Origin of the sequence: Absicoccus sp., assembly GCF_034090965.1 — a bacterium.
In the GTDB taxonomy this organism is placed as follows: Bacteria; Bacillota_I; Bacilli_A; order Erysipelotrichales; family Erysipelotrichaceae; genus Absicoccus; species Absicoccus intestinalis.
On sequence record NZ_JAXDRQ010000008.1, the window covers coordinates 14,482 to 36,248 of the forward strand.

At 36.7% G+C, this 21,767-nt stretch carries 20 protein-coding genes and 1 riboswitch; of the genes, 1 reads left to right on the plus strand and 19 read right to left on the minus strand.

Going from position 1 to position 21,767, the window contains the following annotated elements; translation table 11 throughout:
* Positions 1-11 precede the first annotated feature (11 nt).
* From SOS22_RS01025 to SOS22_RS01115, 19 genes are all read right to left on the minus strand, one after another.
* On the minus strand, positions 12-851 hold the full coding sequence (locus SOS22_RS01025; RefSeq protein WP_320596048.1) for an aldose 1-epimerase family protein: 840 nt from the start codon (positions 849-851) through the stop codon (positions 12-14).
* Positions 848-1,591, minus strand: a complete 744-nt coding sequence (locus SOS22_RS01030) for an HAD-IIB family hydrolase (RefSeq protein ID WP_320596049.1) — start codon at positions 1,589-1,591, stop codon at positions 848-850. The genes SOS22_RS01025 and SOS22_RS01030 overlap by 4 nt, the downstream gene beginning before the upstream one ends.
* Before the next feature lies 1 nt (position 1,592).
* On the minus strand, positions 1,593-2,447 hold the full coding sequence (locus tag SOS22_RS01035; RefSeq protein ID WP_320326020.1) for a patatin family protein: 855 nt from the start codon (positions 2,445-2,447) through the stop codon (positions 1,593-1,595).
* Positions 2,448-2,502: 55 nt separating this feature from the next.
* Complete coding sequence (pflA, locus tag SOS22_RS01040) at positions 2,503-3,240, minus strand: pyruvate formate-lyase-activating protein (RefSeq protein ID WP_320596050.1); 738 nt, start codon at positions 3,238-3,240, stop codon at positions 2,503-2,505.
* A complete protein-coding gene (gene pflB / locus SOS22_RS01045) occupies positions 3,227-5,464 on the minus strand; it encodes a formate C-acetyltransferase (protein ID WP_320596051.1) in 2,238 nt (745 codons plus the stop codon). The genes pflA and pflB overlap by 14 nt, the downstream gene beginning before the upstream one ends.
* Before the next feature lie 117 nt (positions 5,465-5,581).
* A riboswitch (ZMP/ZTP riboswitch) is annotated at positions 5,582-5,662 on the minus strand.
* A gap of 539 nt (positions 5,663-6,201) precedes the next feature.
* Positions 6,202-7,068, minus strand: a complete 867-nt coding sequence (gene cas2e, locus SOS22_RS01050) for a type I-E CRISPR-associated endoribonuclease Cas2e (RefSeq protein WP_320596052.1) — start codon at positions 7,066-7,068, stop codon at positions 6,202-6,204.
* Positions 7,068-7,997, minus strand: a complete 930-nt coding sequence (cas1e, locus tag SOS22_RS01055; protein WP_320596053.1) for a type I-E CRISPR-associated endonuclease Cas1e — start codon at positions 7,995-7,997, stop codon at positions 7,068-7,070. The genes cas2e and cas1e overlap by 1 nt, the downstream gene beginning before the upstream one ends.
* Positions 7,998-8,001: 4 nt before the next feature.
* The gene (gene cas6e, locus SOS22_RS01060) at positions 8,002-8,634 is read right to left on the minus strand and encodes a type I-E CRISPR-associated protein Cas6/Cse3/CasE (protein WP_320596054.1); all 633 of its coding nucleotides are present in this window, start codon (positions 8,632-8,634) and stop codon (positions 8,002-8,004) included.
* A 4-nt stretch (positions 8,635-8,638) separates the two neighbouring features.
* On the minus strand, positions 8,639-9,328 hold the full coding sequence (gene cas5e, locus SOS22_RS01065) for a type I-E CRISPR-associated protein Cas5/CasD (protein WP_320596055.1): 690 nt from the start codon (positions 9,326-9,328) through the stop codon (positions 8,639-8,641).
* 8 nt (positions 9,329-9,336) lie between these two features.
* Positions 9,337-10,437, minus strand: a complete 1,101-nt coding sequence (cas7e, locus tag SOS22_RS01070) for a type I-E CRISPR-associated protein Cas7/Cse4/CasC (protein ID WP_320596056.1) — start codon at positions 10,435-10,437, stop codon at positions 9,337-9,339.
* The gene (gene casB / locus SOS22_RS01075) at positions 10,430-11,014 is read right to left on the minus strand and encodes a type I-E CRISPR-associated protein Cse2/CasB (RefSeq protein WP_173446476.1); all 585 of its coding nucleotides are present in this window, start codon (positions 11,012-11,014) and stop codon (positions 10,430-10,432) included. Before casB ends, cas7e begins: the two co-directional genes overlap by 8 nt.
* Positions 11,007-12,644, minus strand: a complete 1,638-nt coding sequence (casA, locus tag SOS22_RS01080; protein ID WP_320596057.1) for a type I-E CRISPR-associated protein Cse1/CasA — start codon at positions 12,642-12,644, stop codon at positions 11,007-11,009. Before casA ends, casB begins: the two co-directional genes overlap by 8 nt.
* 9 nt (positions 12,645-12,653) lie before the next feature.
* Positions 12,654-15,410: a CRISPR-associated helicase Cas3' gene (gene cas3 / locus SOS22_RS01085; RefSeq protein WP_320596058.1), complete on the minus strand. Its 2,757-nt coding sequence runs from the start codon at positions 15,408-15,410 to the stop codon at positions 12,654-12,656.
* 226 nt (positions 15,411-15,636) lie between these two features.
* Positions 15,637-16,044 (minus strand): flavodoxin, encoded by a 408-nt coding sequence (locus SOS22_RS01090; protein WP_320596059.1) that lies wholly within the window; start codon positions 16,042-16,044, stop codon positions 15,637-15,639.
* Positions 16,041-16,487 carry a MerR family transcriptional regulator gene (locus SOS22_RS01095; protein WP_320326008.1) on the minus strand — a complete coding sequence of 149 codons (447 nt, stop codon included), beginning with the start codon at positions 16,485-16,487 and terminating at the stop codon, positions 16,041-16,043. The genes SOS22_RS01090 and SOS22_RS01095 overlap by 4 nt, the downstream gene beginning before the upstream one ends.
* A gap of 72 nt (positions 16,488-16,559) precedes the next feature.
* Positions 16,560-17,660 (minus strand): Mbeg1-like protein, encoded by a 1,101-nt coding sequence (locus SOS22_RS01100; RefSeq protein WP_320596060.1) that lies wholly within the window; start codon positions 17,658-17,660, stop codon positions 16,560-16,562.
* Positions 17,661-17,669: 9 nt separating this feature from the next.
* Positions 17,670-18,146: a pyridoxamine 5'-phosphate oxidase family protein gene (locus SOS22_RS01105; protein ID WP_320596061.1), complete on the minus strand. Its 477-nt coding sequence runs from the start codon at positions 18,144-18,146 to the stop codon at positions 17,670-17,672.
* 63 nt (positions 18,147-18,209) lie between these two features.
* The gene (locus SOS22_RS01110; protein ID WP_320596062.1) at positions 18,210-18,773 is read right to left on the minus strand and encodes a flavin reductase family protein; all 564 of its coding nucleotides are present in this window, start codon (positions 18,771-18,773) and stop codon (positions 18,210-18,212) included.
* Positions 18,774-18,791: 18 nt separating this feature from the next.
* Positions 18,792-20,480, minus strand: a complete 1,689-nt coding sequence (locus SOS22_RS01115; RefSeq protein WP_320596063.1) for a 1-deoxy-D-xylulose-5-phosphate synthase — start codon at positions 20,478-20,480, stop codon at positions 18,792-18,794.
* A gap of 81 nt (positions 20,481-20,561) precedes the next feature.
* On the opposite strand from SOS22_RS01115, the gene SOS22_RS01120 reads away from it, so the two are divergent.
* Positions 20,562-21,767: SWIM zinc finger family protein (locus tag SOS22_RS01120; protein ID WP_320596064.1), on the plus strand; the 1,206-nt coding region annotated here is incomplete at its 3' end.

Sequence of the window (21,767 nt, forward strand, 5' to 3'; positions counted from 1 at the left end):
ACACTTTCTAGTTACACTTCAATCGCATAGCTTGGGCAGAATGTTTCCTGTGGCTTTAGGAGAATCGTTCCTTCGCGGTGATAGAAATCGGTCGTGTTTGGATCAAAATCGGCATGGCTCCACCAGGGTTCAATACAAATAAAATCGGAAGGTGTCGGACTAGACCAAATCGCTAAATATGGATAATCCTGAACATGTAAACGTAAGACTTTTTCATCCTTGTGCATGAGTGTCAATGTTTGGCTATGTAAGCCTCGATAAATCATCGTCTTATATTTTTCAAGATTCAAACGATTGAGTTGCCATCCTTTTGTATTTACTTTTTCCCAATGTGAAGGTGTTTCATACATGTGCAGTTGTTCCAAATGGGTGTTTCCATCAAACGAAAGAAAATAAGAAGAAAAGGGTTCGTGCAATTGAAAGCCAGGGTGTAACCCAAATCCAAAAGGCATTACTTTGGATCCGGTATTTTCAATCCGATATTGGATCTTTACTTGATGATCGACCAATTGATATTGAATTTCATAATGAAAAGCAAAGGGATATTGTTTCAAAGTGGCTTCATTGGCATCCAAAGAAAAAATCAATCGATCCTTTTCTTGTCTTCCCTGCAAGGAAGCATAGCGGATCAGTCCATGGTTTTTCATGGCATACGTTTGTCCATCGATCTCATACGATCCCGTATAGGTATTCCCAACCAGGGGAAACAACGTTGGATTTTTTCCACCCCATCCTTGGTTTCCTTGATACATGATTTCTTCTTGGGTTTGTTTGTTGATCAAATGTTGAATTTCTCCACCGGCTTCGATACATTCCAAATATAAATATTCATTCTCTAAAATATAACTCATTTTAAATGCTCCTTCACAAATGTTGCGATTCCGGTATCATGCACAGAACCACAAATTACGTTAGCGGCTTGTTTGCAGGCAGGACTGGCATTGGCCATCGCAATGCCTATATCGGCTTTTTCTAACATACACACATCATTATCGCCATCACCAAAACATAAAATAGGCGATAAATCAGAGAAATGTTGAATGGCTAACCATTTATCGACATGTTTGGCTCGTAGTTCCATACATCCTGGAAATACGGTGGCCATACAATCTACAGCTAAGGAAGGGGCATGTGATTCGATCATGATATTATAGACCGATTCACCCTGCCAGGGCTTGACTTCCATATGCATAAAATACAATTGCCAATAGGCCTGCTTCATATACGATGTGATCCATGAATTGCCCCAATAGGAACCGAAAGCGCTGCTGTATCGCCAACAAATTTGATGGGTTTCGCAATACGAAGCAATGCGCGAAACAATGTGAGCATCGATTGGAAAAGCCGATCGTAAATGCATGGTTTGATCATAGATGGAGGCCCCTCCATCTAATACATACGCATCAAAGCCTACATGCATTAACGATCGTGGCAAATGGGCCAATTCCGCTTGAGATCGACTGCTATTCAATGCAAGAAAATAGTCCTGTTCTTTTAAGGCGTGCAAAGCATCTATGGTTTCTTGTGATACTTCATGAAAGGGATGGGCATATAAGGTTCCATCCACATCAAAGAAACAAGCGGGTTTCATCTTATTCTACTTCACAGAAGGCCTTGATCTTGTCCATGCGTTCCATGGTTTCATCAAATCCCAATTGGAACCAAGGACGTAATTTTTTGGCTGAAGTGGTATATCGTGTCACCCCGAGATCTTTATGTGGACGCAAGACCATGGCTTTTCCTTCTTGTTCCAATTGATCGACTTTATCCCATTGTTCCTTATAACGAAGATGACGATTTTTTAGATCTTCGACGATCACATCATCGTGATAGACATGTTTGGCAAGTCGTAATTGCCATTTTGGTGCTGGTTTACGAACATAGCCAATTTCTTTGGTAGAAATTACAATGTGCCGATCGTTGCCTTGGCGCAGACTTTGTTCAATACTGATCATGTCTCGAAGGCCGGCATCCATATAGCGCTGACCTTCAAATTCATAAGGATGCGCTAAAAGTAATAAGGCACAACTAGCAATCATCAAAGTTTGTGATTCATCCAAATGACTTTTATCAAAGTATTTGACTTGATGGGTATCTAAATTGTATAGTCCAAAATCCATCTTCGAGGAAGAAGACCAAAATTTTTCAAGATCTAATTTTTCTTTGGATTCAATGAAGGCATTGGTGGTTTCCAAACCATATAAAGAGCCTTCCTTTCGATAGGCTTTTAAACCAAAGACCATGGGTTGACTGGTTGCTTCGACACCGGAAACCTCTAGACGATAGGGTTGTCTAGATACATAGTTTGCGAGCATTTCACAACCAGCAGAAATGCCGACGGTATATGGTATATATATTTTTTCTTGTAAAAAAGCTTTTAGAACGCCTGCTGTATAGGCTGCTTTGGTGCCACCACCTTCTACAACTAGTCCCATTTTTTGATACATACTCTCACCTCATTGTTTATCATTCTAACATAGATATGTAAAAAGCGATGAAGATTCATCGCTTTTTTGTATGTAACATTTCGTTGACATGTTGAATTTGTTTTTGACTAGGTGGCTCAATGCCTTCCAATGGATAGTCCATGCCAAGTTGTTTCCATTTATAGGCTCCCAATGTGTGATAAGGCAAAACTTCTATGCGTTCGATATTGTGTAAGGAGGATAAGAACGCATCGAGTCGTTTCAATTCATCGTCGCTATCATTGATACCAGGAACCGTAACATGTCGGATCCAAACGGGTTTATGGATGGCATCTAAATATCGTGCAAATTCCAAGATGTTGGTGTTGGTCCATCCGGTCAGCGTTTTGTGTTTTGATTCATCGATTTGTTTGATGTCCAATAAAACCAGATCGGTCACTTTCATCAATTGTTCAAGCTTTGAAAAGAATGGTGCTTCTTTTGTGAATGGTTGTCCACAAGTATCCAGTGCTGTGTGAACACCTGCTTGTTTGGCCAATGTGAAAAGTTCGATAAGAAAATCGATTTGTAGGAGTGGTTCACCACCACTCACGGTGATACCGCCCCCTTCTTTCCAATAGGGACGATATCGTAATGCTTTTTTTAGGACATCCGAAGCAAATTCCGTCGGTGGTGTTTCTTTCCAAGTATCCGCATTGTGACAAAATTGACAACGCATATGGCAGCCTTGCATAAAGATCACATAGCGAACACCAGGTCCATCGACCGAACCAAAGGTTTCAATCGAATGAATGCTTCCTTTATAGTGATTCATGGCATGTTCTAGAGATGACATCCAATTGTTGTTCGCGTGTCAAATCAATAAACTTGACGGCATAACCCGAAACGCGAATCGTGAAGTTTTGATATTCTTCTTTTTCTGGATGTTCCATCGCATCTTTTAATTTTTCAACACCAAATACATTCACATTCAAATGATGGGCACCTTGATCAAAATAACCGTCCAAGACATGTACTAAGTTGTCAGCTCGTTCTTCATCGCTATGACCCAGTGCACCTGGATTGATCGTTTGGGTATTAGAAATACCATCCAAAGCATATTCATATGGTACTTTTGCGACAGAGTTCAAAGATGCCAACAAACCATTCTTTTCAGCGCCATAAGAAGGATTGGCTCCTGGTGATAATGGTTCTCCGGCTTTACGTCCATCTGGCAAAGTTCCAGTCGCTTTTCCATAAACGACATTGGAAGTGATCGTCAAGATCGATGTCGTTGGTTCACTATCACGATAAGTGTGATACTGACGAATCTTATTCATGAATGTTTTTAACAACCATACCGCAATATCATCAGCACGATCATCATCGTTACCATAACGTGGGAAGTCTCCTTCAATGGCGAAGTCTTTAGCAATGCCTTTTTCATCGCGAATTGCTTTGACTTTGGCATATTTGATAGCACTTAAACTATCTACGACATGACTAAAGCCGGCAATACCGGTCGCAAAGGTACGACGTACATCGGTATCGATCAAAGCCATTTGCGCGGCTTCATAATAATATTTATCATGCATATAATGAATCAAATTCAAGGTATTGACATAGACTTTAGCTAGCCAATCCATCATTAGATCGTATTTATGCATCACTTCATCATAATCCAGATATTCACTGGTGATTGGTTGATATTCTGGCCCTACTTGCATGCCGGTCTTTTCATCAACACCACCATTGATCGCATACAATAAACATTTTGCTAAATTGGCACGCGCTCCGAATAACTGCATTTCTTTTCCAGTTTGAGTAGCGGACACGCAGCAGCATACACTGTAGTCATCACCCCAGATAGGTCGCATCACGTCGTCGTTTTCATATTGGATCGAACTGGTTACGACGGAGATTTTTGCCGCATATTTCTTGAAAGGTTCTGGCAAGCGTGAAGAATATAAAACGGTCAAGTTTGGTTCTGGACTTGGTCCCATATTTTCTAATGTATGCAAGAATCGGAAACATGTCTTGGTGACTTGGCTTCTGCCATCTTGGCCAAGACCTGCCACATCCAATGTTGCCCAAACTGGATCCCCAGAGAATAATTGATTATAACTAGGAATTCGCGCAAATTTTACCATACGGAATTTCATGGTCATATGGTCTACAATTTCTTGAATTTCAGATTCTGTGAATGTACCATTTTCTAAATCTCTTTCGAAATAAATATCCAAGAACGTAGAGATTCGTCCTACGCTCATAGCTGCTCCGTTTTGTGTTTTGATGGCAGCTAGATACGCAAAATATAACCATTGAGCTGCTTCCAAGCCATTTTTTGCTGGTACGGAAATATCAAATCCATAATCGGCAGCCATCTTCTTCATGTCTTTCAAAGCTTTGATCTGATCAGCTAATTCTTCTCGTTGACGGATGACCGTATCGATCATATTTCCTGCACCACAACGAGCAAGATCCTTTTGTTTTTCTTCAATCAAGAAATCAATACCATATAAGGCAACACGGCGATAGTCTCCTACAATACGACCACGACCATAGGTATCTGGAAGACCAGTAAGAATCTTATTGTGTCGGCATAATTTCATTTCTGGTGTATATGTTTGGAAAACGGCATCATTATGTGTCTTATGGTATTTTGTGAAAATTTCATGTAACTTTTCACTTGGTTTATAACCATATGTCGTACAAGCTTCTTCACTCATACGGATTCCACCATATGGCATAAAAGCACGCTTTAATGGTTTGTCTGTTTGTAGACCAACGATCTTTTCTAATGATTGATCCATATAAGCTGCTGGATAGGCAGTGATGGAAGAAACGACTTCCGTTTCCATATCCAAAACACCTTTATTGGCTCGTTCTTCTTTTTGTAGAGCTTGTAGTTCAGACCATAATTGTGAAGTTGCTGAAGTAGGGCCTTCTAAAAAAGATTCATCCCCATTATAGGGTGTGTAGTTATTTTGAATAAAATCACGAACATTGACTTCTGATTGCCATTTTGTTCCGATAAATCCATTCCATTCTGTTCTCATATTTGTACCTCCTTGAATAGAACATTATTGATAAGTTAAGACTAACTTATAACAATTCCACTGTCAACTCATATACTCCTTTCTTCCCAGAGATACAAAAAAAGCCGTACCTCTAGACAAAGTTGCCCAGACGGTCGGCTATAATCTCTTATACTTCACGTGGTAAGCTCCACAATTCCGTCAGTCGTATAAGTACAGTCTCAATTTAACAAGAAGAATGATGAATTGTCAACCAAAAAGAGTATCATTTAAAAAAAACATATGTATAAGATGGATAAACATAAATAATATAAAATTAATTTATGCTGATAATTCACCTGCTCAAGTCATGATCAAATAATACCAATTTCAGAGTTTCCAATAGATACAATGCACACAGTTATTCCTAAATGATAGTTAGTTGTATAGCCTAACAATTGAAAACAATCGCATACAGCATCATTAGAAACAGATATCTGCATTAAATTGTATCTTCAAGAATTATATTAACAAGCCCTGCCTATGCAGGGATAACTGGAGTTCTTGAGCATCCCATTTATTGGTATTAGGATCATCCCCGCTTGTACAGGGATAACTCCGATGCACAGAAGGAAGCTGCATCGTATGTAGGATCATCCCCGCTTGTGCAGGGATAACTGTACTGATATGCATCCGACAGCTGGAACTCTAGGATCATCCCCGCTTGTGCAGGGATAACAGTAAAAATATGCTTTAAATAAAGATGTTTATGAAGAATCTTAATCAATTTTATTTAGTTTCTTCATAACATCTAATGTTAATCTGCAATCATCCAAAGCACGATGACTCTGTGTTGTTTGGATCCCTAATTTATTAGCAACCGTTTCTAATTTATAATCCTGAACATCTTTTAGTTTTTGAACTGCTAAATTCTCTACATCCTTTATTTTACGAATAGTACACTTAACTTTATGTTTATCACAAGCCTTCTTTAGAAACATGCAATCAAAATTTACATTGTAACCAATAATAACATTTCCTTTGATGAATTCCATGGTTTGTTTTAATGCCTGTTCAATTGCAATACTATTGGCATTCACTTCTTTTTCAGTGATGCCAGTTAGCAATTCAATTTTTTTTGGAATTCCGCCCAATGGTTTCAGAAGATAATCACATTCATCAATCACACTATCTTTTTCCACCTTGATTAGCCCTATTTCCAATAATTCATTTTTATTAAAATCAAGTCCTGTAGTTTCTACATCCAACAAGACATAACTATCTAATATATGACTATTTTTAGTCTTTGACCTCATATAATTATAGGACTTGCTGAAATGTGTGAGTTGTTCTTCTTTAGTAGTCATACTTGAAAGTATTGGCCTTTTCAACAATGATATACCCTCAAAATCAACTATTTCCCAAGATGCATTATGTGTTCGAAATTCAAAACCTTGTTCATTATTTGAACTATATACCATGGTTGCTTGACCAGATTTAATATTTTCACAGACTTTATCCCATAACAAATCACGAACTTTGGCACTCATTTTTCCTACATATACACCAGTGTGAATCTCAAACATCCATCGAGATAATGTTCCTCTTAAAGCTGGTGGACAATTTGTAATCGTTAGAACAACCATTATTGAAGACCTTCACTATATAAAATCCCATGCTCTTGTAAACCATTCAAATTATCCCAGAGATAAATACTGTCAGAATTATCATTCATTATAGGCATATCAAATAAGAATTTTATATCTGTTACCATTTGAGATAACAATTTCCTATTCTTAATTTCATCTCGTATTTTCTTTCTCACCTCAACTTCCAGTTCATCTGTTTTTTTTGATGCAATTTCAAAAGCAATTGGAATCGATAAATCTGCTTTGTATAAATCTGCAATATCGTAGACAAAGGACAAGGCATGTCCCACATGAACAAAGCCAAGGCCTGGAGAACATCCCAATGCACAAATCACAGAATGCACCAGTCCATATAAACAATAATTTGCAACTGAAAGTGCTTTGTTTACATCATCTCCTGCATCGAAATCCTCTGGTCGATATCTCCTTTTGTTCCATTCAACGCCCCATTTTGAAGCCATTTCCTTATAAACTTTTCGTATTCTAGTTCCTTCGTGGCTGCGAAGTTGTTGCATTGTTAATTGAGATACATCTTCACCAGGAAATCGCATTTGATACATTTTTCTGGCAACATGAAGGTGTTTTCTTGTATTACTGACATATTCTGCTTGTTTTTGTAAATAGGTGGAATTACTTGTCAACGGGCGTCCATAGGCATAGAATCGAACCCCATGTTCACCTACCCAAATTAGTGTTACACCACTATTGCCAACAAGTTCGACAGCATCATGAGTAATGGTAGTTCCAGGCCCTAATAAAAGCACAGAAATTGCATTGGAAGGAATGTAAACAATTCCATTTTTATCTTTGACGGTCAATGCGCCATCATCCCGATTCACCTTACAATGTTCTAAATATATAAAAGTCAACCTATCTTTAATCCGAGGCAATTCTTCGATCGTTGTCCTTTTTAAACTGTTAGTCATAGTACTATATTCGCATCAGTGTGAGCATACCCATACCGTATGCCTTCTCACGACCAATTCCTGCAATCAATGCTTGTTTTAATAACGTCTCATCTGTCACTTCCAAAACGCCCTCAAATGTAACAGCTTTAAATCTTACATGATATGCATTTTTTCCTTTTTTGAAGGAATACCATCTCTTATTTTTAATAAAAACTTCATCAACAATATGAAACCCATTTTGTTCAGCTTTACGTAAAATCCACTCTTGTAAATACTTATCAGATACTTCTGCTTTTATTTTTCCTCTACGTTCCGGATGGGCCTTATCACTTACTGATTGTGTAGGATTTGCCACTAAACGAAATTGCCATTTTTGGCCAGTTTTTATATGATCAATAAAAGTGTCATATGACAAACTTTCTCCTGTTTGATTGTCAAAACCGAATTGCTTTATCAAATGCATAAAATTCGGTTTACTTTCGCTTACAATCAATAAATACTGATTTCCTTGAAGTGTATCTATCCGCCATAATTTTCTTGTTTTTGTAGATTCTTTAAAAGCTGATTCGATTGCTCCATGAAATCTTGATAAAGAATGAAGCGCAATTTGAGTTTCTCTTTTATTGTGATTTAATTCTATTCTCGATAAATACAAGATATCACCTCAATTCTTTCATTGGATCATGCTCCTCAACAATGTCTGAAACAACCTCTTTTGGAGGCATCTCTTTTATAAATCGATTTCTATATTCCCTTTTAAAAGGTGAAAAAGATACAGGCACATCTTTAGATATAGATGTAGTTGGTGTTAGAGAATCCATAATAATTCTCAAATAACGAATATGGACCTTGTGTCTTCGCCATTTTGGTAATAACCATTCTTCACTTTTTAAAGCCGTGTAAAGATCATCATCAACAACTTTTAAGACAAGAGGAAGTGTTGGTGGACAAGATCTTCTACCTAAAAATAATGGGTATTTCGGATGACCTAAAGCATCAGCTATTTCTTTAATAAATCTTTCATTTCTATATTCTAAACCAACTAGAAAAATGGCATCTGAAAGATAATTACGATGTGAGATATTCGAATTGAATCCCTTTCCTAAATAATCACTCATTTCAGTCACTTGAAAATCAGAAAGTATCGTTCCCTGATAATCAATACGAACACCATAATTACATTGTGTTAAATCTTCCAAAGAGTCAGTTCTTGATCTACCTAGAGCTGCAGCAATCATGCCAACAATACCGCTCTTTGTGGGATAATAATCAGTATCTCGAATATCGAACTTCGATTTCGAACCCCAAGATTGTAATGGTGCACTTATTCTTAATAAAAGTGTACTCATACTTATCACTATTCCTCTTCAATAATTGTATTTTTTACATCACTTAGCATTTTTTGCAAATCTTCAGACTGGATAGGTTTTTCATCAAAAAGGTTTATTTGATCTCCAATATACCAAGATTTTTTTGGATAAGCATCATACATTTTATAAGTCTTATTTGCAAATCTAGTCAACACTTCAATGGATTCATCAACATATCCTTCTGTAGATGTTTTAACAGGACGCTCGAAAGCACCAACTAAATTAATCGGCTGATCATCTCGTAATGTAACATAAACTAGACTTGGTAAAGTTCTATTTGCAAAAGTATTTTGTTTGCCAGTTGGCATCGATACAACAAATGCTTGAATGAATTTTTTCACTACATCCGACAATATCTCAATTTCATCTAAATTCTTCTTCAATTCCTGTACATTTAGTGTTGCATAACGATATAAAGTTGATGAATTATATTCAACTGTACCCAAATGTCCAGCACCTGTATCATCATTATTAGCATCATCTACTGCTGTAAAATAATCAAATTCATTTTGTATTTCGTGCGTAGATATTGCATGTGCTACTTGACAAGTGGCATCATAATTTAGCGATGGTTCTTGTGCAGCCATGCGACCAAATAATAAGATGTCAATACTTGGATTGTTTTTGGCTGCTGCAGTAAATTCAGCTTTTTCTTGCTTAGATTTTGGCTCTTTCCACTTTCCATTCTCAAAATGATTCAAAGCTACATCAGCTAAAGCATCAACCTGTTTGTGACTGATAAAAAATAAAACATCTTTACTATTTTCTCCTTTAATGCCTGCCAATTCTAATGTTTTTTCTGCCACTTTACTTACTTCATCTTCACTAAGATCTACTGTACTTTTTTGTATAATCTGATCAATCAATAAATTCTTAACATTACGAGTACGAATCCCATTTGAATCAGCCGGAAACAATTGCTGAAATTGCTTTCTAATTGCTCTTTTCCAAGCTTGTGAAGATACTCTAGATCGCAATACTCCACCGTAAATAGCAGTTTTAGGACTTCCCGTATCATCACGGTTTATGCAGTTAGGTGGTAAATTTTGGATAACATGTACGTCAATAAATCGGTTTTTTTCAGTCATTTTTTTTAGCTCCTTTTCTATAAAAATCTCTAGCCCACTGAAGTTTTACACTTGAGGCATATTCGTCATATTGTAAAAGATAAAGATCTGTTGCAAGTTTTCCATAATCTAATGGTATTTTTTCGCTTTTTAATAAATATACAATTTTTCTAAGATGATATGAATATTCATCTCTATTTTTGGAAGTTGATAATGCACTTAATTGTTTTAAGACACGATTTTCTGCCCCTGCATCGCCTAAAGCATCTGACAGCATTCGTAAAGACTGCCCAATCTTTTTTCCCTTAATATGCATACATTGAGATGCAATATTCATACCTTGTTGATGCAATGCAAATAACGTTAATGCCGTATAACAACTCCATTCTTCTTTACTTGGCTCATCAGTATTTCCAATAAAATTTTCTGGCATGTCTTCATACAGTATGCCCCATAAATCAGGCATCTCACCAGGATTCTTTCCAATACCCCTACGTAACCATGCCAACTCAGCATTCCCCTGTGAACTTCCTTCTAATTGTTGCAAATAAAATATTTTTTTATTTACAAACGACATAATTTCTTTGCTTCTACTCATGATCTTCTCCTTTTAAAATTGGATAAATTTTATATATATTATTTGAATATTTATTCAGAATATCTGGTAAAGCATATATTTTATTTTGAATTTCTCGTTGTTCAAATAGTTCTGTATTAAATCTCCAAACATATTCTTCAACAGTTTTCAAAGCCATATTTAATGAAATTTTTTCCCATTTTATTATTGTTTCCATTTCATCAGAAGTATTTGGGTCAATGCTTAACAACCATTCTTTAAAAAGGGTGTTGATTCTAAAATAATAATCTGACTTTAATTTATTGCTTATATTAGTGTTTACTTGACCATAAAGAAATTTAGAAATATCCTTTGCACTATTATTAATTTGTTGAGCTACACTTTGACAATTCAATACTTCTTTTGAAATCATCTCGATCCATATAACGCCTTTATCTGATAACAAATCCGAAGAAAGAGATAGACTATCATAGTACATTTCATCGAGAATAAATTTTGTGCTTCCATAATATCTTTGTCCTACAGAAACTATCTTTACTATATTCGAAATGGATTTGGAAGATATTCTTGTTTCTCTATCGTTTTTATCATCTAATTCATTTTTTATTTTTTTTATCCAACATATTAATCCAGGCTTGCGTACTTTTTCTTCAATGTCAAAAAGAGCTGGAAACTCCTGCCACGATTCTTTAGAAAAATCATGTGTTTTAGGTCTAATGCCTTCTTTCTTGACCTCATGCCAGATCGTCATTTGTTCTAGATCAGTATCTAAACTATTAACTTCACCAATCATTGATAGAAATTTACCAACAAATCCATTATTGTTTTTTAATTCTACCCGTCTGCACTGCATCGTATAGTACTGTGGCAAATTGTCTGGATATATTTCTACATACTGTTGATCATCCGGTTGCATTTCCCAAATCGGATTTGGATTACCAAAGGCTTCATTGCCATTTTTTAATAAGGTAGAATTGAGCATAATGGTTTCATATAGATTGCTTCCTTGGATATAAAAAAATCCCAATAACCCTAATGGACCAACACATGAATGTATATCTCCCGGCATATTCGGATCTTTTTGATATTTTTTAACATTGACCGAATAATTTTGTAAAAAGATCAACCATCGTGCAGCTTCATCATAATCTAATCTTTCTAAACACTTACTTTCACGCAAACTAAAATGATGTCGAGTTGCTGGATTATTACTTTCTTTTAGATCACCAAATAAACATTTTGCATCATATTCAGTCCCTTTATTTAACCCACCATTCTGAAAAAACGGATATGTATCATCAAATAGCCAGAATCTATCTTCATATTTCGTAAGATACTTCTCATATATAAAATATGGAAATTGTCCCAATTGCCAATAATCAATCCATCGTTTAACAACATTATTTGGGTCATCATCTTCGGTTAGTAATATTTCGTCTCCATGAATATCGTATCGATACATTATCGTGATTGAAACGGACAAGAGTAGTCGCAGCATTGCTGCATTTTGTGTTTCTGTTTCACCAGCTAATGCACTATATTGGTGCGCATTTTTAAATAAAGTCAATAATGAAACTTTTGTTTCCGTAGAATCTGGTAGTAATACCTTTATCCATGGTTCTTGTAATAAATTGAACTCTTTTGCTTCCATTTTATTTGTTCACTCCTTTCTCTTATACGTCAATCCAATATCTTTGTCATAAAACAATTGATACCCATTCAAATCAGCATGTTGATCTTCGTCCAGCAAGAGTATGAGTTCACCTTTTAACCAAGGAGATTCTTGCCAAGACAATAAATATTGTTTATTAAACCGCTCTAATTCATTAATTGTTTTTTCTATGTTCCATTTCATTGTTAATACATGAGGTAATCTTATTCTTTGGGATGCGATTTTTTGAGCATCGTCTTCTGATGGAACTATATTTGATCGAATTGTTAATTCTTTATTATCAACCAATCCAATCGTCTCATCATCCATCTTCTCTAATAGAATGACCTCTATCGAGGTATCCCCATTACGAACACTAGCTTCTGCTTCTCTTTCCTTAAAATTATTTGAATTTGAAAGCATTCCCATCAATCCCTGACGCATTGGTCTTGGCAATCTATACACATCTGCTAATGCTTTTAGTTTTTCTTGTTTTGTATTGTTTTGTTGTTTTGCTTCAAAGTATTTTTTATCATTCATTTTCAAATCATCATTTTCATCATATGTTTTTTGTACCAATGGTGAGATATGTTCAGGTACTTTTATCTCTGTTGGCAGCAACTTTTTTGTACGAAGCAAAAGATAGTTACCATATACACTTTTCGTTCCATCATCATAGTTTTTTTCATCATCCTGTATGATATAGAATTGAGGATCATTCAATTCAAGAGGACGATTTTTTCTATCATGTCGATGTAACCGTCCCATTCTTTGGAATAGCAAATCCATAGGACACAACTCAGAAAACATGATATCTGCATCATAGTCTAGGGATTGTTCCAATACTTGTGTGCCAATTACTATTGTTCCGTTTCTTTCTTTTGGAGTTGATGATTTTCCTATTAATTTTAGAATCGTTTCTTCTTTCTTCTGACGATCAGGATAAGTGAATTGCGAATGATATAATACGATATATTTATCAGACATTTCTTTTAATTTCATCATAGCTTGATATGTTTCCTGAGCATGTCTGACTGTATTAAAAATCAATACTGCACACCCACCATCCTGCAATTTTTCGCTTACTTTATCTATCAATTTGGAATAATATACATTCTTAATAAAGACATTCTTATTTTTAGATACAGTATTTATAGTCACCTGATTTATTTTTGATCCGTCCGTCCAAGTGATCAACGGATAAGCAATACTGTTTTCCCAGCCTGGACACATTATTTCTGGTTTGATTTTTTTATCGCCAAGATTATATTTTGCATATGCTTTCTCGTAGGCATTGATTAATTCAACACGTCTTTTTTTAGGCAATGTAGCTGATAATAAAATAACAGGTATGCCATATGCCCCCATCCACGTTAATGCTCTTGAAAGGTATTGATTCATATATGTGTCGTAGGCATGGCATTCATCAATAACAATGACTTTACTTGCCAATCCAAAATGGCGGAGCATGAAATGTTTTCTTCTTAGTGCCGCCATCAAGAACTGATCAATCGTGCCAACAACAAAATCAGCTAATAGTGCTTTTTTACGACCTTCAAACCAAGGATGTATGCGTATTCCACCTTCTTCATCTTCCTGCGTTAAGCTTTTCCCTTGGAACATAAAATCTTTATATTGTTGATTGAATTTTGCAGCACCATGTGCTAAACGAATAGAATGTACAAGACCTTCATCTTCATCTTTTGTTTCTGTTTCAGCCCATTGCAGCAGCCTTGGGAATAAGCCATTACTTGTTACCTGTGTCGGCATGCCCCAAAAAATTCCATCTTCATTGAATCGATTAGATAAAACATCGGTTCCAGCTAAGGCAGCTTCCGTTTTCCCAGATCCCATTGTTGATTCAATGATATATACACCGGGTTCTTCTACATTGTTTACAATATTTAAGAATTGAGATTGTACATCATTTGGCATAAAACCAAATTTTTCCTGAAAGATATCCGAATCCATATAAAAGGTGTTAGATTGCCATTTATCTGGAAAATTCAATTTATTAAACGCAAAATTTATTCTTTCTGAATATTCAATATCTATTCCATCCGAATCACAGTCTATTAACGGAAAGTAATACACATTGCTTGCAATCCAATCAGCTACAATCAATAATCCCGACAATACAACTTGTGCTTCTGGTGATAACTTAGGTACTTCTTCTACAGATGCAAATCCTGACAAATTCATTCCTGTTGCAACTATTTCGTTCCATAAACTCATCCAATTTTCATCAAATTTAAAATCACCAAAAAAATTCTGACAGTAGCTTTCCAGCCGCTTTGAACCGTTTTTTTCATCTGGGTCTATAGGCATTCCATGATGTGCTCCAATAATATTTAAAAAGCTGTCGTCAAAGGAATAATCAATAATATTGCTTGATAAGATCCATTGTCCTGCGTGTGCATGAGGGGTATCTCCGACAGATAAATATTTTTTTAATGGTAGAATGTTTAATCCTAAATAGTTCAAATGGTTTCGTTTTTCAGGAAGATTTTCACTAATCAATGATTGAAAATAGGATGTTGCCTTACCAATATCATGAAGATATCCGAGCAAATAGACAGTTTTATATAATACTTCTTCGGTTAATCCTATCGTATTCTTGACTGAATCAGCAACCCAATTCTTTGTAAGATACACCATTGTTTCTGCACAATCCGTACTATGCATCCATAATGGTAACCATTCCTGTGTATTATCTTTATTTGTCTTAGCGATTAAAGATTCATATAAATCATGATTCGAATACATAATTTTCGCCTTAAATTTCTAAGTTATTCAATTTATTTAAATTATAGCACAATGTATGTCCGAAAAAATGGACTAAGTTATTTATATTTAAAAAAAAACAATAAAATAGCCGACATCAAAAAATGCCGGCTACACCCACCATACAAGTAATGCCCCAACTTGTATACTATCCCTTTCCCTTATCACAGTTATAGTATACATTTTTATATGGGTAAATAATTGGACTTTAATCAATATTTAAGCTTGGATATGCTTTTTTAAGTCGTTCTTGTGCTTTTTTGATGGAAGAACCGCCACTAGTCATGAACAAATGGATCGTTTTTCCTTCTAAATCATTATGTTCAATAAAGCTATAAATAATATTCGGTGCACGATACCACCAAATTGGGAAACCTAGATAAATTTCATCATATTCATCTAAATCTACCTTTTCTTCTTTTAATTCAGGACGAATCTGTTCATCTTTTCCCTCTTGGCTTGAACGGGCTTTCGCATTCATCCAATCCAGATCTTCCTTCGTATATTTTACTTTTGGCACGATCTCATAAAGCTTAGCCCCTTTTTCATGTGCCAAGTGCTCTGCTTTCTGTTTGGTTGTGCCAGTTGCACTAAAATAAGCGACTAACGTTTTCATTTAAAGTCCTCCTTTTCTGGAATCGTATCCAGATTCATTTCTTTGGCCTTGCTTTTATTTTGCACAGCCTTTTCCGACCCCAATTCGATGGCCGTTCGATAATACCAATCCTTATAATCCAACTCTTTCATGTAATAATTCAATCGATCAATTTGATCTTGCACATATTCTCGTTGTGCCTTGATCAATTCATATCGGGCACTCAATGATTCATCCCCCATTTGGCTCAATCGCGCATATTCCTTGATACGACGAATAGGCATGCCTGTATTTTTCAAACAATTTAATACCCGCAACCAACCAAAATCTTTTTCTTCAAAAACACGCTTTCCATTGACCCGTTTCACATTAGGCAATAATCCTTCTTTTTCATAATATCGAAGGGTAGAAGGGGCTACTCCCATCATTGAGGCTACCTCTGAAATACTATATGTCTTGGCCATGATTCCTCCTTGTTTGTATCATAAAACTTAAAATATGGTTTAAGTCAATAAAAAAATGAAGTCATCCAGACCTCATTTCTTCATTCGTTCTTTGATTCGTTCCCAAAGTCGCTGCTTGACAATAGGACCTGAATTCGCAATCGCAGTTACCGGTAATTCGACCGCTGTCTTCTTTGTCACAGGATCGGTTCTTAAAAAAGCCATCAATAAATTGTGAAAATCCATTAAATTTCCTTTTTTCACTTCTTCAAAATTCACATCACCATTGATGGAAAAAGCATCAAACATCTGATCGACAAATGTCTTGCGATCGGCTTGATTGACATTTTTCATCCATTCATTGATTGATGTTGAAATCCATACACTTTGTGGATCTTCCTCTTTGGCTTCAATCAACCCCTTATGATCCACTTGCCAACTGGATAAACTATGCTGCATCGTACCCTGTGCATTGCTTTTGACAATATGGACATTGGAAAAATGCGGTTCAAAAATATTTCCCACGATACAATATTGGGGAATAACCCGCATGGTGATCGTATCGATACGTGCAGTCAATTCTGGATCCATCACATCTTTACAAAGTCCCGGCCCATCCAAATCATAGACAGCCTGAATGTGTGCTAAATTTTCTTCGATCAATTGCGATGTGCTATAGATGGCAAGATGCCCTCCTTTGGAATGGCCTGCTACATAATACCGTTTATGCGGCTGGATCTCACTTTCCAAATAAGCTAAAGATGCCGTTTGACTAAATGTCTTGGTAAAAGACATCATAAAATCTTCACGCCAACCAACGATGGAATCATCCGTTCCTTTAAACAGGATCAGATCGTGATCCTCATCGATTTGTAAGGTCATCGCCCCAAATTGAATATGTTCCTTTTCATCAAACGTATCCACATTGTTTTTAACCAACAACTGGCCATACCGATCCGATCGGGCAACCATTTTTATAAAGTCATCATGATCTTGTCCATCGGGTACCATCTGCATCGAATACGAAGATTGTTTCTCGATTAAATCACAAATCTTCATGGGCTCTTGTTGCCAGACATCTTTCATATCCAAATACGCAAATTGAGCCAGAACAATACTATCCATCACATCAAAGGGATGTTCATCAAAGGAAACAAATGCCATCCACTCGACATACTTCGTTAAACTCAACATAGATATCAACTAAGATTCCTTGACTAACTTTCCTGTCATATGGTCAATTTGAATCTCCCAACATAAGACGCGCGAACCGGCATTTTTGATTTCCTTTTCAATATACTCTTGATCATTTGTAAACTTCAAACACAATTGCCGACAAATTTCCAAGGCACGATCATGATCTTTCACTTCATGAATGGTTCCAAATACAATGACACTCTGAATATTCAAAGCCCATTCCCCTGCTTTGCGATACCCTTGATCATATACACAATATGATACTTTATTATTCTTTCTTAAGGCATCGATCTTGTGCCCCTCTTTGGCACCGTGGAAACAAATCGTTCTCGTTTTTTCATCGTACCAATGATCCAATGGCAATCCATATGGATATCCATCTTCCCCCATGATCGATAAAACCCCACGAGGTTGTTCTCTTAAGATACGAATACATTTTTCTTGAGAAATTTCTTGTTTGAAACGACGCATTTTTCGAAACATAAACATCCTCCTCTCAACAAAAAGACACAAATCATTTGGATTCATGTCTATTCTATCCTATTTTTACAACCATTTCTTGCCGGCATTCCAAGCCTGACCTACTTTTTTTCCAACTTCATAGTAGCCTCTTTGGAAATTATCAAACACCAATGCATGAAGCTTATCAACATCCACTTGTCCCTTTTCATCCAATACCGATTCATCAGCACATACATTGATGATTTTACCCACTACGGCATGAATGCTGCCCTCTACGATATCTTCTAATTCACATTCCATGCAAACCGGAAATTCTTCAATGATAGGCGCATTGACATGGGTACTTTTAACTACATGATATTTTGTTCTCTCAAACTTATCCTCTACCGTGTTGCCACTAGCCATGCCAAAATAATCTGCCACATCCATATGATCAACATCCGCAATCGATACGGTAAATGCCTTGGTTTTACGAATATTTTTTGTTGTCTTATGCCCCTCGCTAATAAACAAAGCAATCGTATCACTTGATGCAATTTGTCCCCACGCTGCATTCATGACATTGACCTTGCCATTTTCATCGTAAGCAGCAATCATCAATACCGGCATAGGAAAAACTGCCTGTTGAACACCCAAATCTTTTTTCATGATTCAACCTCCATCTATCTAAAGTATACGAAAGTCTTTTTGTTTCACAACTTTAATGACTGCATCCACATCAATTTGTTCGGCTTTTTCCAAAGATGGAATATCTCCTTGTTCGACAAAATGATCACCAATCCCAAATACCGTGATTGGTTTCCAAATCGTTCGGCGAACCGAATCCGATAAACTTCCCATTTGATCCGTTTCCCATACAAGAATCGGCAGATCCATCCGATTCAATTCGGTTAACATGTTTTGATCCACAGGCTTAAAGAAACGCGCATTGACGACAACCAAAGATAAATTTTCTTCCTTTGCTTTTTGAATCAATACATCCACTTTGGAACCATACGTGATCACGATACAAACCGGATGCGAACCCACGATTTCTTTGGTCCAAGAACCAATTGGAATACATGCAAAAGCAGTATCTGTTTTTTCTACATTGCCCCGAGGATATCGGATCGCAAAAGGATGTTTCTGACAAAAGGCCGTGTACAAAAGATCACGAGCTTCTTTGCCATCTTTTGGCTGACTTAAAACCATATGTGGCATCATTTCCATCATCCGGATATCGAAAACACCCTGATGGGTTTCGCCATCGGCTCCCACTAAACCGGCGCGATCCACACCAATCACAATGGGAAGATCCATTCGTGAAGCATCATGCAACAAAGAATCAAAAGCTCGTTGAAGAAAGGAAGAATATACGCTCACAAAAGGGCGTATACCACCTTGGGCCATGGCACTGGCCATCGTGATGGCATGCTGCTCAGCAATCCCACAATCAAAAAAACGATCTGGAAACGCTTTTTGAAAACCATACAATTTAGAACCTTGGGCCATGGCCGGCGTAATAGCGACGATCTTTTCATTCTTTTGGGCCAGTTCCATCAAAGCATCCGCCATTAATGCAGACCAAGAATACCCACTCTTCTTCATTTTTCCACTTGCCACATCAAACGGACCCACACCATGCCAATTTCCTTCCATATCAATTTCGGCCAATGGATACCCCTTGCCTTTTTGAGTCAATACATGAACAACGATGGGCCCTTGATGATCCTTGATGGATTCAAACGTTTGGATCAATGCCTTCAAATCATGCCCATTTAAAGGTCCCACATAATCCAAACCACACGACGCAAATAAAGAACGATCCAAGAATCCCTTTTCAAAGCCGGCATTGTTTTCCGAAATCGACATGCGATTATCGTTACAAACAATGATCATCTTCCTTTGTTTCGAACCAATATCCTGCAAAGCTTCAAAAGCCATTCCACCACTTAAGGCTCCATCACCAATGATGGCAATGACCTGATGATCTTTGTGTTGCATATCTCGAGCAATGGCCAGACCCAAAGCAGCCGATAAAGACGTTGAAGAATGACCCGCTTCCCAAGGATCATGGATACTTTCTTTTCGTTTTTGAAAACCGGACAATCCATCTTTTTGTCGCAATGTTGAAAATTGATCCATTCGTCCTGTCAAGATCTTATGTGTATACGATTGATGCCCCACATCAAAGATCATCTGATCTTGGGGCGAATGAAACACATAATGCAGAGCAATGGTCAATTCCACCACACCTAAATTGCTGGATAAATGACCACCCGTTTGCGAAATAGATTGAATCAAGAAAGCACGAATGGAAGCAGCTAATTTTTCTAATTCATCCAAAGATAACGATTGTATATGATTTGTTTTCATAGGCTCTCCTTTAAATGTTATAACATTTTAAAGCTTTTCTATTATACTACAGAAATTGATATAATTGAAATGGTGATACAAATGAAATGGAAACACTTATTCCCCACTCGAATCTTAAATCGTGGTAAATCCTATTTTTACTCTGGTCAAGTCTATGACTTAAAAAAAGAAGGTCATACATTGCGTGCCAAAGTCGATGGCTATAATACGTATTTTGTGACCATTCAATTCAATGAAGACGAACAATCTTTTCTGCATATGGACTGTAGCTGTCCCTTTGCGGAAGACCACAATTATTGTAAACACGAAGCCGCTGTACTTTTTGCCTATGAAGACCAATTACGGACCCAGTCCACCGAAAAGGAATTAGAAAAATTCCAAGTACAGATCTTGCCTCAAATTAAAGAAGCCTTTTCCAAAAAAGACTATTTTTTTAATATGGGACAAATATTAAATTCCCTTCCGATTCGTTATGCTACATGGCAAAAAGGGGTACAATTGGCCAATGATCATTCGATGACCATTGATGAACCCCGACTCGCCATCAGTGAATGGTCCCATGAAGATCAAACTCAATATTTGGTAGTACAAAGCTACTATAAGAATCACATGAGTGCCTATCTCGAATTACGACATAATGAAGTAAAACGCCTAAATTGTCGTAGTTTTGATTGCCACAACAATTATGACACGTTCTATAACCATACCCGGCCCATTTGTGAGCACGAAGCCGCCCTCTTGTACTTGACCATGCAATATATACTGAAACAAAATCCTGGAGATCAAACCGATCGCAATGGTTTTGCCTTTTTAGCGGCTTTTCATCAAACCCCCAAAACGACAAATTTAGATCAACATTTAAAATTAGTTCCCCATTTAAATATAGACATGGATTCCCTATCCTTTTCGGTTTGGATGGGAAACCAACGTATGTATAAGGTCCGGTCGATTTCCAGTTTTATCCATGACCTACATACCCAATCTCCTTATGTGATCAGTAAAAAAACACAATTTCGATTTGATAAACAAAGCTTCGATCCCGAATATCTTTCTTTATTGGAATTGATGGAAGCAAAAGTTATCGAACGAGAAAACACGCCCGTTCGCTATGGGTATGAACCTTTGCATATTGGTGCGGAAATTGATCTTTCCGGACAAACGATTGATGCTTTTTATGAAATTATCCAAACCATTCCAGCAGAATATGAAAAAAAGCCCATTCAAACCAAATCCACGAATTTGGATATTTCCTTTACGGTAAAACCATTGATACAAAATCAATTCACC